Source organism: Microbacterium flavum (assembly GCF_018717645.1).
GTDB classification, from domain to species: Bacteria; Actinomycetota; Actinomycetes; order Actinomycetales; family Microbacteriaceae; genus Microbacterium; species Microbacterium flavum.
In genome coordinates, this window is sequence record NZ_JAFLHG010000005.1 from 165,110 (window position 1) to 178,702 (window position 13,593).

Genomic DNA, 13,593 nt, shown 5'->3' on the forward strand with positions numbered 1-13,593 from the left:
GGAGCGCCGCGGGGATCTTACGGCTCTGTAAGAACCGATTACGCGGCTGACCCTTTCGACAGCGGCGGGCGCGGGGGTGGCTTCACTGGCAGAGGTGCCGCACCACGTGGCATCCGACCCAGATCACGACGAACGGAACCCTCATGCGCACCAAGACCCTCCTGGCCTCCACTTCTGCCGCACTCCTGCTCACCGCGGCTCTCGCCGGCTGCAGCTCTCCGGCCGGCTCGGGCTCGGGCGCCGACGCGTCCATGTCGCCCATGCCGACCATGAGCGCGTCCGAAGCGGCCATGATGTCCGTGACCGGAACATTCGCGGGCGAGAACGGCAAGAACGTCGCCGGCACGGTCACGATCTTGGGCGACACCATCACCCTGAGCGACTTCTCGTCGGATGAAGGCCCCGACCTGCACCTCTACCTGGCGAAGGGGACGAGCGAGGCCGACGTCACCGCCGGCACCGAGATCGCGGGCGTGAAGTGGGATGCCGCGTCGCAGACCTTCACCCTGCCCGCCGGCGTGGATGCCGCCGACTACACCTACCTCGTCGTGCACTGCGACAAGGCCCTCGCGGTCTTCGGCGCAGCGCCGCTGTCGTCGTGACACCGGGGCAGACCGCGCGCGCGGCGGGGGTGGTTCTGGCCACCCTCGCCCGCGTGGGGCTCGGCGCGCTCTGGATCACCGAGGCGGTCCTGAAATGGCAGGCCGGCTTCGGCCGCGCCGACATCCTGCTCGTCGTCTCCTCGACCGGCCGGAACCCGCGTGTCCCGGATTTCTACGCCTTCTTCACGCAGAACGCGCTCGGCGCGTTCCCCGAGCTGTTCGGCGTGGTCGTGCCGCTCATCGAGTTCGGCCTCGGCGTGCTGCTGGTGCTCGGCGTGTTCACCCTGCCGGTGGCGCTGGCCTCGGCGGCGGAGCTCATCAATTACTGGTTCGCCGACCAGCTGATCACCCAGTATCCGATCATGATGGGCCTGTCGGTCGTGGTGGCGACCTTCTCGCGCGCAGCGTCGCGGGTCTCGCTGACCGAATTCGTGCTGCGGCGTGCGCGCCGAGAGCCGTCCGCCGCCGTCCGCCGATGGCTGTGACCGGTGCCGGGACGCGGCGGCGCCGCTCTGCCGCCCGACGCCGCCGCGTCGTAAGGTTCGTGCATGATCGACCTCTCCCACCCCCGAGACCTCGTGATGATCGGCGCGATCTTCGGCGCCGCGGCGTTCGTCTGGGCGGGGTGGGCGCAGGAGCAGCCGCCGGGCATGCCGTGGCGCGTCGTCCTCGGCATCCTTTCGGTCGCCAGCGCGGTGCTCGTCGCGCTCTGCGTGCCGCTCGTCGTGCGCCACTGGGGCGCCGGCTCGGCCTTCGATACGAAGGGCGCGCCGTTTCTCACCTACATCATCGTGTTCTGGGTCGAGGTCGCCCTCATGATCGGCCTGTCGATCTGGGCGAACGCCGCCGGCAGGGCCGATCTGATCGCGCCGCTGATCCTCGCGATCGTCGGCATCCACTTCCTCCCGCTGGCCTGGGTGTTCGGCCAGCCGATCCTCGCGGTCGTGGGCGTCGTCCTGAGCGCCGCGGCGGTGGTCGCGGCGCTCGTCGACGCGTCGCCGGTCGCCCGCAGCTTCTGGTGCGGCATCGTCGCGGCACCCGTGCTGCTGGCCGCCGGAGCGTGGGGCGCGATCGCGGGACGCGGGGCGCTGCAGCAGGGGTGAGATGCGTTGACGGAAAACCCCACCGTCCTGTTCGTCTGCGTCCACGACGCGGGCCGGGGCGCAGCTCACCCGAATGCGAGGTAGGTCCCGGGTTTGCCCGGCTCGTCCAACGCGAACTCCACCGAAAATCCCGCGCTCTCGAGCAGTCGAACCTGCCGCGCGTACTGTTCGTTCGCGACGAACACGGTCCGCTCGAGCGCCCAGACCTCATCCATCCACACTCGGACCGCCGCCAGAAGCCGGACGTCCATGTCCGACGAGATCCGCGACTCTCGTACCCAGAAGTACACGACGGCCTCGACATCCGCCCATCGCACATCCGCGCTGACGGGAGAGACGGTGGCTCCCCTCAGGAAGGTCGCGCTCGTGGGAACGATGTAGACGCACCCCAGACATTCGAGGCCCGTCGGGTCGAGCACCGTGTACGTGAAGGCGCGTCGGTCCGCGTGGCGCTGCTCGAGGTCCGCGAGGTCTGCGCGGTTCGCCTCGACCGTGAAATCCTCGGCAGGCCACGACGACTGCTCCCAGACACGCAGGTCGACCCGCGTCTCCATCACCGCGGCATGATCGCGGGCCGCATCGGCAGCCGCGATCGGCCGCAGGAAGAACTCGTCGGTCTTCAGGTCGGCTGGGACGATGCGCCGCGGATCGACGAGCGACAGGGATGCACGTTCAGCTGCAGAGGGTCCGGGGTGCGTCTGGCTTGCCCGATGCGCCAGCGACGGCGCTGACCGGGGTCTTCCGTCCTTGCGTCGCGACATACGTCGATTTTCGCCCTGACGACGGCTCCTGTCCCGTAGCCCGTCAGCGCGGCTCGTCAGCGCCCGGCCGTGCCGACTCCGGCGCCGAATGCTGCCACGCCCACTGGACGAGAGGGTTGAGGATGCGGATGAGGTCGCTTCCCGACGGTGCCAGACGGTAGGTCACCTGGACCGGAGTCGTCGGGATGACCTCGCGCACGATGAGGCGGCGTGCTTCGAGTTCACGGAGTCGCACGCTCAGGAGGCGCGGGGAGATCCCCTCCACGGTGTCGACGATCTGGGAGAAGCGGGTCGCGCCTCGGGCGAGGGAGAGCAGGATGGCCGCCGTCCATTTCTTCCCGGCGAACTCCGCCGCCTCCTGGAAGACGCGACACGTCTCATCGTCGATCGAGTCGACCTGTTCGCGGTGCGCGTGCGCGGAGTGGGGGGCCTCGGATGTCGTCATGGTTACCAATAGTAACTCAGTAATGTGCCATTGGCGTCGCGCTGCCGCACGGCGAAGACTAGGAGCATGATTTCTGAAGAGGCGATGCCGTACGACGGCGTCCGATCGATCGCGGTCCTCGGCGTGGGTCGGGTCGGGTCGGCAGTGGCACGGACGGCGGTGAGTGCCGGGTACGAGGTGCGGGTCGCCGGATCCGGCGCCGCCGAGGACATCGCGCTGCTGGCGGAGATCGTGATCCCGGGCGCGCGGGCGATGACCGCAGCGGATGCCGTGAGAGACGCCGACCTCGTCGTCGTCGCCGTTCCGTTGGGCAAGTTCCGGACCGTCGACGCGGCATCCCTCGACGGGAAGATCGTGATCGACGCGATGAACTACTGGCCGCCCGTGGACGGCGTCATCGCCGACTTCGCGGACAGCGGTGTCTCGAGCACCGAGGTGGTCCGCGGTCATCTGGCGGGTGCCCGGCTCGTGCGGACGCTCAACCACATCGGCTACCACGACCTCGAAGACCACGCGGCGCCGGCGGGGACGCCGGGCCGGCGCGCTCTCGCCGTCGCGAGCGATGACGACGACGCCGCCGCGGTGGTGCTCCCCGTGATCGACCGCTTCGGCTTCGACGCCGTGCGCTCCGGTCCGCTCGCCACGGGACGAGCCTTCGAACCGGGAACCCGCATCTTCTCCGGGGCGTTCTCGACGGACCAGCTCCGCCATGAGCTCGCCCTCCACCTCGACTCCACCCTCGAACGACAGAACTGAGAGATACACCATGGAACTCGGCGCATACAGCTTCGGCGACACCCAGCAGAACCCCGACGGATCCCTGAGGCCCACGGCGGAGGCCATCAAGAACCTCCTCGACGCGATCGTCACGGCCGACGAGGCAGGACTGGACTACTTCGCAGTGGGAGAGCATCACACGCTCGAGATGCCGGCGTCATCGCCGGGGGCGATGATCGCCGCCGCGGCGGGGGCGACGAAGCAGATCCGGCTCGGCTCCGGGGTGAGCGTGATCAGCACCGACGATCCGGTGCGGGTGTTCCAGCAGTTCGCCACGGCCGACGCCGTCTCCGGGGGGCGCGTGGAGATCACCGCGGGCCGGGGGTCGTCGGTGGAGTCCTACCCGCTGTTCGGGTACGACCTCCGCGACTACGAACGACTCTTCGAGGAGAAGCTCGACCTCCTCATGCGGGTCAACGCCGATGAGCGCGTCACCTGGTCGGGAACGACGCGGCCGGGCCTGGATGATCTGACGGTGGTGCCGCGGCCCGTGAACGGGTCGCTGCCGCTGTGGGTGGGCACGGGCGGCAGCGCACCCTCGAGCGTCCGCGCGGGCCGATTGGGCCTGCCGGTCAGCTACGGGATCATCGGGGGAGCGCCGCACCGCTTCGCTCCGCTGGCCGACCTCTACCGTCGCACCGCGCAGCAGGCAGGGCACACGGGGGAGAACATCAAAGTGTCCGTCGCGGCGCTGGGTCTGGTCGCGCCGACCAAGGCGGAGGCCCTGGAGAGGTTCCACGAGGGGTGGCGGCGCATGAACGTGAAGATGGGTGAACTGCGGGGATGGCCGGCGCCGGACGACGACGCCTTCTTCGCCCAGGCGCACGCGCCGGGGGCGTATTACATCGGCGACCCCGACGACGTCGCCGAGCGGATCGTCCACCTGCACGGCTACATGGGACACATGCGGCACTTCCTGCAGATGGACATCGGCGGGCTCCCTCAGGAGCACTTCCTCGAGTCGCTGACGCTGCTGGCCACCGAGGTGGGGCCGCGCGTGGCGCGCCTGCTCGCACGGAAGGGTTGACGGCGGGCGCGAGGCTGCGGGGGCACGTCCCGGCCGCGGTGGGTGTCCTCGTGGATCTCCCGGCCGAGCCGTCCCGCCCGCGCTCCGGACCGGCCGTCACCGCCGCGAATGCCATCCCTCGCGGTGGAGCCGCTCGATGCCGTCGAGCAGCAGATCGAGGGCGAAGTCGAACTCCGCATCCTCGTCGCAGGTGGTGCCGGCGCCGGGGGCGGTCGTCGCCATCCGGATGATCGCGGGGTATTCCGCTGCGTAGCCGGCGACGGCGGCGGCACGCGCGTCGGAGTCGTCTGGCAGGCTCGGCGTCGGCAGCACGTCGCGCGTGAACCCCCACATGCGCGTGCTGAGCGCGTGCATCGCGTGGTGGACGAGGTCGGCCGACAGGCCTCCGGCGAACATGGCATCTATCAGGGCATCCATGTGTGCGAGCACGCGCGGCGTCGCTCGCTCGCGAGTCTCGATCGCCTCGCGAGCCCAGCCATGGCGGCGGATCGCGGCGCGTGTGGCGAGGATCCGATCGCGGACGTCGCGGCGCCAGTCACCGTTCGGCGCGGTGGGCGGGGTATCGGCGAGGACACGGTCGAGCATCTCGTCGATCAGCTGCGACCGATCGGCGACGTGGTTGTACAGCGCCATGGGCGTGACGCCGAGGCTCTCGGCCACCGCGCGCATGCTCGCCGCGTCGAACCCCCGCATGTCGGCGAGGTCGATGGCCGCCGCGACGACGCGGTCTCGATCGAGGCGCGGCCGAGGAGTTGACATGTATACACCGTACACCTAGGCTCGGCGGCGCGTCGGTGTACGGCGTATACCGAAAGGACTCGACATGGACTCCCTCTCGCGGACCCGTGCGCGCAGCGCCGGCATCCTGTATCTCGTCACCCACGTGACATCCATCGGCGCGGTCGCCGCGTACGCGGCCGGGGCGATCGCGCTCGGCGTCACGCTGGAGTTCGTGCTCGCGGCCGCCTGCGCCGCGACGGGCGTGATTCTGTGGACCCTCCTCGCCGAGTCTGGTTCGGCCCGGGCTGCGGCGTTCCTGAGCCTGCGGGCCATCGAGGCTTCCGTGATCCTCGCCGGCGCGCTGCCGCTCGTGGGTGCGATCCTCGATTCCCCCGCACCGACGGGCGCCGCCACGTCGGTGCACACGGCCGCCTTCCTGGTAGGGCAGGGGCTGGTGATCGCGGTCAACACGGTCATCCTCGGATCACTGCTGTGGACATCGCATGCCGTCCCGCGAGCGCTGGCCGGACTCGCGGTGGCGGGCGGAACGGTCGTGTTCCTCAGTGATCTCGGGCAGCTCTGGGCGGTGATCCCGCTCAACGGCCCCGTCGCGGCGGTCGCCGCGCTGCCGATCTTCGGGTTCGAGATCTGGTTCGCGATCCGTCTGATCGTGGTCGGCGTGCGGCATCGCGCTACTGTAGCGGCCGACGAGGACGCGATCCCGACAGGAAGTGTCGGGAACGCCGGGAGATGACACTGGATGTCACGTCTGGCGGGAGCTCCGGGTGCGATCGGGGCGTCTTTGTCGTGACACTTTCCCGCGGCCGTCCGAGCGACGTCGGGCCCAGGTCAGCTGGTGCCCATATGTCTTCATCAAGTCGAGACCAGGCTCGGATGGTCGACTTGTGGTGTGGAGTTTGAGCAGTGCCGGGTGGCCGACATCGAGGCCTTAACGGGGTTCTTGAGTGAGGTCGACCTCACGCTGAGCGGTCTGGACGCGCCGAGCGTGCGACTGTGGATCGAGCGTGACGAGAGCGGCGCGATCGTGGGCAGCACCGGGTACGAGATCAGCGGTGATGGTCGCCACGCGTTGATACGGAGCGTGGCGGTCAGTCCGATGCAGCGCTCACGTGCCCGAGGCAGTGCTCTTGCGCGATACGCGCTTGAGCGGGCGGTTGAGGAGGGCGCGATGAGGGCGTGGCTGTTCAGTCGCCGGTCGGGTTCGTTCTGGCAGACCTTGGGGTTCGAGTCCGCTGATCGTGACGAGCTTGCTGAGGCGCTGGCTGACACGCATCAGGTGCGACTGTTCCAGCAGACCGGGCAGCTGGGTTGCGAAGTAGCCTGGTCGCGTTCGCTCGCCGCGTCCTGACCGGCAGAGGCCGCGGCCGCCGACGGTGCCGGCTGGAAGCGGAACATCGCGTAGAGGACGCCCCGCGCGATCACCGAGTGTCCCGACCCTCCATCGGGGCAGTATCGACCGTTTCACGCGGACGCGACCGCCGCGAGTCGGCGCTGCATGCCCGATGCGACCAAGAAGTCCCGCACCATCCGCCACAAGCTCAAGCGCGCCGCTCGCACCATCCGAGCCCTCACCGAGGTGCTCAACCCTGCAGCACGGACAACACGATGCAGAGCTTCTTCTCCGCCGGGATCGTCGGGGGACGACTCATGATTCAGACCTTTCGAAAGGGGCGTTGCCTCAGCAACCAACTACCCCTGCCACATAGTCTGACGCGCGACAGGCGCCCGAAGCCATCGTGGATGATCGCGCGAAACGCCCCGTCGTACCCCTCCACGACTTAGTCATCGCCAGGCGCGCTCATCGTCGGGTAGTCGGTGTACCCCCTTTCGCCGGTGTAGAAGGTTGCCGGGTCAGGCAGGGCTTCGGGCGCGTCGGCGGTCCACCGTGCCGGGAGGTCTGGGTTGGCGATCGCGGGTCGGCCGATTGCGACCAGGTCCGCCGCGCCGGTGTCGATGAGGCGCAGAGCCTCGTCTCGGCTTGTTACTGCGCCGAAGCCTGTGTTCGCGATAAGTGGGGCGCTGAATTCGTGTCGGATATGTTGCACGAGCTCACCGGGGATGTCGGGGTGGATGATGCTGACGTAGGCCAGGCTCAGGGGGCGGAGGGCGTGCCCGAGCGCTGTGTAGGTCGCGATGAGGTCGCGGGGGTCGTTCTCGTCAGCGCCTTGGATGTTCGCCCCTGGTGAGAGGCGAAGTCCTACCCGGCCGGCTCCGACGGTGCCGGCGATGGCTTCAACGAGTTCGATGATAAATCGTGCCCGCCCTGCCGGGCTGCCTCCGTATGTGTCGGTGCGCTGGTTGGTGGCGGGCGAGAGGAACTGCTGGAGCAGGTAGCCGTTGGCGCTGTGGAGTTCGATACCGTCGAAACCGGCCGCGATCGCACGCTGGGCCGCCGTCACGTGAGCGTGGATGATCTGTTCGAGGTCGGCCTTCGTCGCTGCGCGTGGCACAGGGTTGCGTGCGGCCGCGTGAGCGTGTTCGGCGTCGGCCTCGAAACCGATCGCGGAGGGTGCGACGACGTCTTCGACACCTGTGATGTCGGGGTGGGTGAGTCGGCCGGCGTGCATCAACTGCATCGCGATCCGGCCGCCGGCCTGGTGCATCGTGTCGGTGACGTGTGCCCAGCCGGGCGCGTGCGAGGCAAGGATGCCAGGTTGATTCGGATAAGCACGCCCTTCGACGCTGGGGTAGGTGCCTTCGGTCACGATCAATCCGAAGGAGGCTCGCTGTGCGTAGTAGGTGGCCATCCGTGCGTTGGGCTGTCCATCGGCATCCGCGCGGCGTCGAGTCATCGGCGACATCGCGAGACGGTTGTCGACCTGGATGTCACCGAGCCGTGTCGGCGTCCAGAGTTTGCTCGTTCCGTGCGTTCCTTTGGGGCCGGAAGGGCGGGCTGCGGGGTCGGTGGGAGACGCCATCAGAGGGTGGCCTTTCGCTTCGTGGGGATGACGGTGACCGCGATCACGGCGGAGATCGCGTAGAGGGCGGTCGCCACGAGGAAGGTGAGTCGCAGTCCTTCGGCGGAGACGCCGTTCGTGGATGTCACGCTCAAGAGGTAGATGCCGTTGAGGAGGGCGACGCCGACGGCGCCTCCGATCTGCTGGCTGACGCTGAACATCGCGCTGGCCACGCCGACGTCGTCGGCTCCCACGTCGGTGACGACGCTGCTGTTGAGCGGGGTGAATACCAGGCCGATTCCGGCTCCCATGATCGTGGTGACGATCAGGATTCCGGCGACGGCGTCGGGCAGGGTGATCACGGTTGCCAGCCCTGCCATCGCGAGGGTGGCGATGCCGATGCCGGCGACGAGGACCGTCTTGGGGCTGAGGCGTCGCAGAAGCCGTGGGACGAGGAGGGACGCTGCCACGAGTGCGGCGCTGAACGGCAGAATCACGAGCCCGGTCACGAGCGGGCTGTAGCTGAGGTGGTCTTGGAGGTAGTACGGCAGGAGGAGGAACATTCCGAACATGCCGGCGGCCATGAACGCTCCCATGAGGTAGGCGCCGCCTCGGGTGCGGTTCGCGACGATCCGGCCCGGCAGGAGCGGGTTGGCTGCTCGGTGCTGACGCCACACGAACAGGCCGATGAGAAGCGCCGATACCGTCAGGAGCGCATACGGGGCCGGCGAGGACCAGCCGTTGGGTTCGGAATCGACGCTGAACGCTGCCACCAACGCCGCGGACCCGAATGTGGCGAGTACGGCGCCGGGAATGTCATGACGTCCGCCGCCTCGAGGTCGGGAGCGGATGATCGTCGGCAGGCCGAGAGCGAGGGCGATCAGGGCGATCGGGACGTTGATGAACAGTGACCATCGCCATCCGAGTGTCTCGGTCAATGCTCCGCCTAGGAGCAGGCCGATCGCACCGCCACTGCCCTGGGTCGCGGCGAAGATCGCGAACGCGCGGGCGCGCTCTCGCGGTTCGGTGAAGGTGACGGCGACCAAGGACAGGGCCGCCGGGGCGAGGGCCGCGGCGAAGACGCCCTGCAAAACGCGCGCGGCGATCAGCATCTCCGGCCCTGTCGCCAGCCCACCAATGAGCGAGGCCACCGCGAATCCGCTCAAAGAGACCATCAGCACCCGCTTGCGTCCGACATAATCCGCGATCCGGCCGCCCAGCAGGAGGAACCCGCCGAAGGTGACCGCGTAGGCGGTCACCGCCCAGCTTCTGGCGGCGTCGCTCAGTCCCAGGGCCTGCTGCATCCGTGGCAGGGCGATGTTGATCACCGAGGCGTCCAGCACCACCATGAGTGCCGCGATCGTGATCGCTGCCAGAGCAAGCCAGCGTCGAGTCGACGAACTCGAGGACGAGGGCGACTCCGCCGAGTTGACAGTGGCGGGAGGTAGGGAGGTCATGCAGGAGCCTTTCCAAGCGTGCACTGGACGGTTCCTCAACCTTCCGTGGCCAATGGCGCTACTTGCAACTACACTTGCGGAATATGCAAATGAAACGCAACGAGACCGCCCCTGCGCATACGATCGTGGACACGATGCTCGACGCCGTCGGGCCTCGACTGCGGGAGCTGCGCAACCGGCGAGGCTTGAAGCTGTCGGATGTCGCGGATGCGACGGGCCTGTCGACCAGCACGCTGTCACGGCTGGAGTCCGGTCTTCGTCGTCCGACGCTCGACGTGCTGATCCCTTTGGCGCGGATCTATCGCGTGGCACTGGACGAGTTGGTCGGTGCTCCGCCCACCGGAGACCCTCGCATCCATCCCAAGCCGATCCGGCGGAACGGGTGGATATACCTTCCGCTGACTCGAGATGGTGCGCCGGTGCAAGCGTTCAAAGTGGTCCTCCCCGCCAAACGCGTCGGCCGGGACGTCAAGCTCGCTTCGCACGGCGGCTACGAATGGTTCTACGTGCTCAATGGCTCGGTCGACCTGACGCTCGGCGGCGAGGTGACCACGCTGACGGAAGGCGAGGCGGCGGAGTTCGACACGCGCCAGCCGCACAGCATCACCAACGCCACAGACGCACCGGCCGACATCCTCAGCCTGTTCAGCCCGCAGGGTGAGCAGATCCACATTCGCGATTCCTAAGCGGAATAGTTGCGATGGTCGCAAGTCTGCTTGCGGTTCTGTTCCCGCGCCTGCAACCTTGCAGGCATGAGTGCACAGATGTGGGATGTCGTCGTCGTCGGTGGCGGGCCTGCAGGTCTCAGCGGGGCCTTGATGCTCGGCAGGGCACGAAGAAGGGTGCTCGTGATCGATGCCGGCGAGCCGCGCAACCGGTTCACGGATGCGATGCACGCGGTGCTGGGGCGTGACGGCACCTCGCCTGCGCAGCTGCTGGCTGATGGGCGCGCGGAGGTGGAGTCCTATGGGGGCGTCATCCGGCACGCCACCGTCAGCACCGTCGAGCACATTACGGATGGTTTTTCCCTCACGCTCGATGAGTCCGGCGCGGACCCTGATGCCGAGGGGACGGTTCTTGCCCGTCGGCTACTGGTCGCCACGGGGTCCAGCGACGACCTCCCGGATATCCCCGGCCTGGGTGACCTGTGGGGCCGCGGGGTCGCCACGTGCCCGTACTGCGATGCATACGAAGTCAAGGACGCACGCATCGGCATCCTCGCCACCGGCCCTGCCAGCGTCATGCAGGCCCAGCTGCTTCGCCAGTGGTCGGAATCGATCATCTACGTCACCCACACCAGCGCAGCACCCGTCGGAGAGGAAGCAGCGGGCTTCGCCGCCCGCGGCATCCAAGTCGCTGTCGGGCCGGTCGAGTGCGTACTTGCCGAGGACAGCCGTCTTGTCGGCGTCCAGCTGGACGGCGGGCGGCGCATCGAGCTGGACGCGATCTTCACCATCCCCACTCTCGCACCGGCCGATCGCACCCTCCGCTCTCTCGGCGCCGCCATCGTCGAGAACCCGGTGGGCGCCTTCGTCCAGGTCGACGCGACAGGGCGAACCAGCATCGACGGCGTCTGGGCGGCAGGGAACGTCGTCAACCCCGCCGCCAACGTGCCCATCTCCATCGGGGCCGGGGCACTGGCCGGCGGCGCCATCAACCACGACCTCGTGCTCGACGACATCGCACGGGTCCTCGCCAGGAGTGCACAGTGAACGCCACGCCATCGAACGAAGCGTTCTGGGAGAACCACTACGCACGAGGAACATCGTCACCGGCCAGCACGCCGCCTCGACCGAACGATGCCCTCGTCCACCTCCTCGACACGCTGGACATCCGCCCAGGCCGAGCACTCGAACTCGGCGCCGGCTCAGGCGGGGACGCAATCTGGCTCGCCGGACAAGGATGGCAGGTCACCGCCGCCGACATCTCCGCCACCGCCGTCGCGCGATTGAGCGAGCTCGCGAACGCTCTCGGGCTCTCCGGAAACCTCCATGCGGTCCGTCATGACCTGGCTCGCAGTATGCCGCCGGCGCCGTTCGACCTCATCTACGCGTGCTACCTCCACACGCCCGTCGACATCGGCCGTCCCGGCATCCTCCGTCGCGCTGGTGGCCTCATGAGCCTCGGCGGCACCCTCATCGTCGTGGACCACGCCTCGACCGCTCCCTGGTCATGGGCGCACCCCGACACCCGATACCCCGCGCCGGAACAGACCTACGCCACATTCGGCCTCGGCGACGATTGGGAGCCCCTGCTGCTGACCGCCCGCGAACGGATCGCGACCGGTCCCGATGGCGAAACAGCACGCGTCACGGACAACCTCATAGTCGCCCGTTGCATCGACGACGCGCATCGGGGGCCGAGCTCCACTCCCCTCTAGCCTCGGATATAGGGCGAGCCGCACGATGGGCGCACCATCTGTGAGGCGCCGCCTCAGTCACCAGCCCACTGGTCCGTTCACGTCGAAGAACGTGCCGGAGATGCTGTCGGGTGCCAGGTTGGCTGCGTACGCGACAGTGGCCTTGGCAAAGCTGTATCGTCCGGCGTCGCGCTCGTTGATGTAGCCCTGCAACGTGCCGTCCTTGACGGCACCGACAGCGTCGCCCGGATACATGCTTTCCAGAGTTCGGCGTACCAACAGCGCGCAGTGGCGTCGAGTGCTGGTGGGCATGTCCCTGCGATCGTCGAGCGCGCGGTCGATGACGGCAACGAGCCGCGGGTCGGCCCTCGCCTCCCACCGGGCGCGCAACGCTGCGTGCCTGGTGCTGATGCTCCCGTTGAGGGGGCGCAGCGGTCGGAGCCGCGTCGGCGTTTCGCTGCATTCAGTGCAAGGTCAGCGATGCCAAGTGCAACGAACGGACCCCAAGTGCAACGAGAACGCGGTTCCGACAGGAAGTGTCGGTATCGCTACTCGATGACACTAGGTGTCGCGCCGGAAGGACACTTCTGAGGGTTGCGCGGCATCCTTGTCGTGACACTTTCCTGAGACAGGCCGCCTGGCGGACCTTGGGAGGCGCCAGCGCACACGGCGAGGAACAGGGCGATTGATGGCCCCTGCCGCAGGAGGAATCTGGACTGATCATTTTTCGAGTGGCATGTGTTTGCTACTTGTATTCTCGGAGCATCTTCTCCGGTGAATGGATCGTCGTGCCTTCTGCTGTCAAACCTCCGGCCGAGCGTGAACGCTGGTCATCCACTCGATTCGTCCTTTTTGCCTTCACGTTCAACGCGTTGTGTTTGTTGGTGCTCCTGGCGAATCTGCTCACCGGCAATGTCTGGTGGAAGGTCGCGGTGCCGATCGCTGTCGTTTGCCTTCTTTTCGGAGGGCTGGCGGGGTTCCTAGCCAGGAGATTGCGGCTCAAAGAGCGATAGGGGCGAGCTCAGTCGAAGGCACGTCGACCAACGGAGATTCTCAATAGGTCATCCCGGGCTGTATAGTCATCATGTGCTGACTCTTGCTTCTCGTCTTGATGTGATGAACCGGCTGGGTCGGGCGATGGCCGATCCGACGCGTTCACGGATCCTGCTGTCCTTACTGGACGGGCCTGGGTATCCGGCTGAGCTTTCTCGGGACTTGGAGTTGACTCGCACCAACGTTTCCAATCACTTGACCTGCCTTCGAGGGTGTGGCCTGGTGGTGGCAACACCCGAGGGGCGCCGCACGCGATACGAGATCTCCGATCCTCATCTGACCCGAGGGATGCGCGATCTACTCGAGGCTGTGGTTGCTGTCGATCAGGGTGTCCCCTGCGTTGACGACGCGTGCGAGTGCTGCGCATAACC

The 13,593-nt window shown here is 67.7% G+C and carries 17 protein-coding genes; 11 read left to right on the top strand and 6 right to left on the bottom strand.

The genetic code is table 11. The features are described 5' to 3' along the window. Nucleotides 1-143 precede the first annotated feature (143 nt). The 3 genes from J0P97_RS07105 to J0P97_RS07115 all read left to right on the top strand — a co-directional run bounded on the left by J0P97_RS07105 (nt 144) and on the right by J0P97_RS07115 (nt 1,705). Nucleotides 144-602, top strand: a complete 459-nt coding sequence (locus tag J0P97_RS07105) for a DM13 domain-containing protein (protein ID WP_215487077.1) — start codon at nt 144-146, stop codon at nt 600-602. Next, nucleotides 599-1,087, top strand: coding sequence for a DoxX family membrane protein (locus J0P97_RS07110; protein WP_308163486.1), 489 nt, complete (start codon nt 599-601; stop codon nt 1,085-1,087). Before J0P97_RS07105 ends, J0P97_RS07110 begins: the two co-directional genes overlap by 4 nt. 63 nt (nt 1,088-1,150) lie before the next feature. Next, entirely contained in the window at nt 1,151-1,705 is a 555-nt protein-coding gene (locus J0P97_RS07115) for a hypothetical protein (protein ID WP_215487078.1), read from the top strand. A gap of 65 nt (nt 1,706-1,770) precedes the next feature. On the opposite strand, the gene J0P97_RS07120 is transcribed toward J0P97_RS07115, so the two are convergent. Together J0P97_RS07120 and J0P97_RS07125 are read right to left on the bottom strand one after the other, a co-directional pair. Further along, nucleotides 1,771-2,466 carry an N-acetyltransferase gene (locus J0P97_RS07120; protein ID WP_246539918.1) on the bottom strand — a complete coding sequence of 232 codons (696 nt, stop codon included), beginning with the start codon at nt 2,464-2,466 and terminating at the stop codon, nt 1,771-1,773. A 43-nt stretch (nt 2,467-2,509) separates the two neighbouring features. Next, nucleotides 2,510-2,911, bottom strand: coding sequence for a winged helix-turn-helix transcriptional regulator (locus J0P97_RS07125; RefSeq protein WP_215487079.1), 402 nt, complete (start codon nt 2,909-2,911; stop codon nt 2,510-2,512). A 66-nt stretch (nt 2,912-2,977) separates the two neighbouring features. On the opposite strand from J0P97_RS07125, the gene J0P97_RS07130 reads away from it, so the two are divergent. Next, nucleotides 2,978-3,667 carry an NADPH-dependent F420 reductase gene (locus J0P97_RS07130; protein ID WP_215487080.1) on the top strand — a complete coding sequence of 230 codons (690 nt, stop codon included), beginning with the start codon at nt 2,978-2,980 and terminating at the stop codon, nt 3,665-3,667. 10 nt (nt 3,668-3,677) lie between these two features. Then, nucleotides 3,678-4,715 carry an LLM class flavin-dependent oxidoreductase gene (locus J0P97_RS07135; protein WP_215487081.1) on the top strand — a complete coding sequence of 346 codons (1,038 nt, stop codon included), beginning with the start codon at nt 3,678-3,680 and terminating at the stop codon, nt 4,713-4,715. Nucleotides 4,716-4,811: 96 nt separating this feature from the next. Here J0P97_RS07135 and J0P97_RS07140 read toward each other — a convergent pair whose 3' ends face one another. Then, the gene (locus J0P97_RS07140) at nt 4,812-5,474 is read right to left on the bottom strand and encodes a TetR/AcrR family transcriptional regulator (protein ID WP_215487082.1); all 663 of its coding nucleotides are present in this window, start codon (nt 5,472-5,474) and stop codon (nt 4,812-4,814) included. Nucleotides 5,475-5,538: 64 nt separating this feature from the next. Between J0P97_RS07140 and J0P97_RS07145 the strand changes: the two genes are divergently transcribed. Both J0P97_RS07145 and J0P97_RS07150 read left to right on the top strand, forming a co-directional pair. Further along, complete coding sequence (locus tag J0P97_RS07145; RefSeq protein WP_215487083.1) at nt 5,539-6,189, top strand: DUF4386 domain-containing protein; 651 nt, start codon at nt 5,539-5,541, stop codon at nt 6,187-6,189. 156 nt (nt 6,190-6,345) lie between these two features. Beyond that, entirely contained in the window at nt 6,346-6,804 is a 459-nt protein-coding gene (locus J0P97_RS07150) for a GNAT family N-acetyltransferase (protein ID WP_215487084.1), read from the top strand. Nucleotides 6,805-7,234: 430 nt separating this feature from the next. On the opposite strand, the gene J0P97_RS07155 is transcribed toward J0P97_RS07150, so the two are convergent. Both J0P97_RS07155 and J0P97_RS07160 read right to left on the bottom strand, forming a co-directional pair. After that, complete coding sequence (locus tag J0P97_RS07155; protein ID WP_215487085.1) at nt 7,235-8,374, bottom strand: alkene reductase; 1,140 nt, start codon at nt 8,372-8,374, stop codon at nt 7,235-7,237. Continuing rightward, nucleotides 8,374-9,810 (bottom strand): MFS transporter, encoded by a 1,437-nt coding sequence (locus J0P97_RS07160; protein ID WP_215487086.1) that lies wholly within the window; start codon nt 9,808-9,810, stop codon nt 8,374-8,376. The genes J0P97_RS07155 and J0P97_RS07160 overlap by 1 nt, the downstream gene beginning before the upstream one ends. A gap of 89 nt (nt 9,811-9,899) precedes the next feature. Here J0P97_RS07160 and J0P97_RS07165 point away from each other — a divergent pair, with 89 nt between their 5' ends. From J0P97_RS07165 to J0P97_RS07175, 3 genes are all read left to right on the top strand, one after another. Then, nucleotides 9,900-10,496, top strand: coding sequence for a helix-turn-helix domain-containing protein (locus J0P97_RS07165; RefSeq protein ID WP_215487087.1), 597 nt, complete (start codon nt 9,900-9,902; stop codon nt 10,494-10,496). A gap of 78 nt (nt 10,497-10,574) precedes the next feature. Next, nucleotides 10,575-11,522 (top strand): NAD(P)/FAD-dependent oxidoreductase, encoded by a 948-nt coding sequence (locus J0P97_RS07170; protein ID WP_246540008.1) that lies wholly within the window; start codon nt 10,575-10,577, stop codon nt 11,520-11,522. Then, on the top strand, nt 11,519-12,190 hold the full coding sequence (locus J0P97_RS07175) for an SAM-dependent methyltransferase (RefSeq protein WP_215487089.1): 672 nt from the start codon (nt 11,519-11,521) through the stop codon (nt 12,188-12,190). Before J0P97_RS07170 ends, J0P97_RS07175 begins: the two co-directional genes overlap by 4 nt. A gap of 57 nt (nt 12,191-12,247) precedes the next feature. Here the strand turns inward: J0P97_RS07175 and J0P97_RS07180 are convergent, their stop codons facing one another. Continuing rightward, a complete protein-coding gene (locus tag J0P97_RS07180; protein ID WP_215487090.1) occupies nt 12,248-12,481 on the bottom strand; it encodes a hypothetical protein in 234 nt (77 codons plus the stop codon). A gap of 774 nt (nt 12,482-13,255) precedes the next feature. On the opposite strand from J0P97_RS07180, the gene cmtR reads away from it, so the two are divergent. Continuing rightward, entirely contained in the window at nt 13,256-13,591 is a 336-nt protein-coding gene (gene cmtR, locus J0P97_RS07185; RefSeq protein WP_282836805.1) for a Cd(II)/Pb(II)-sensing metalloregulatory transcriptional regulator CmtR, read from the top strand. The last annotated feature ends 2 nt before the right edge of the window (nt 13,592-13,593 follow it).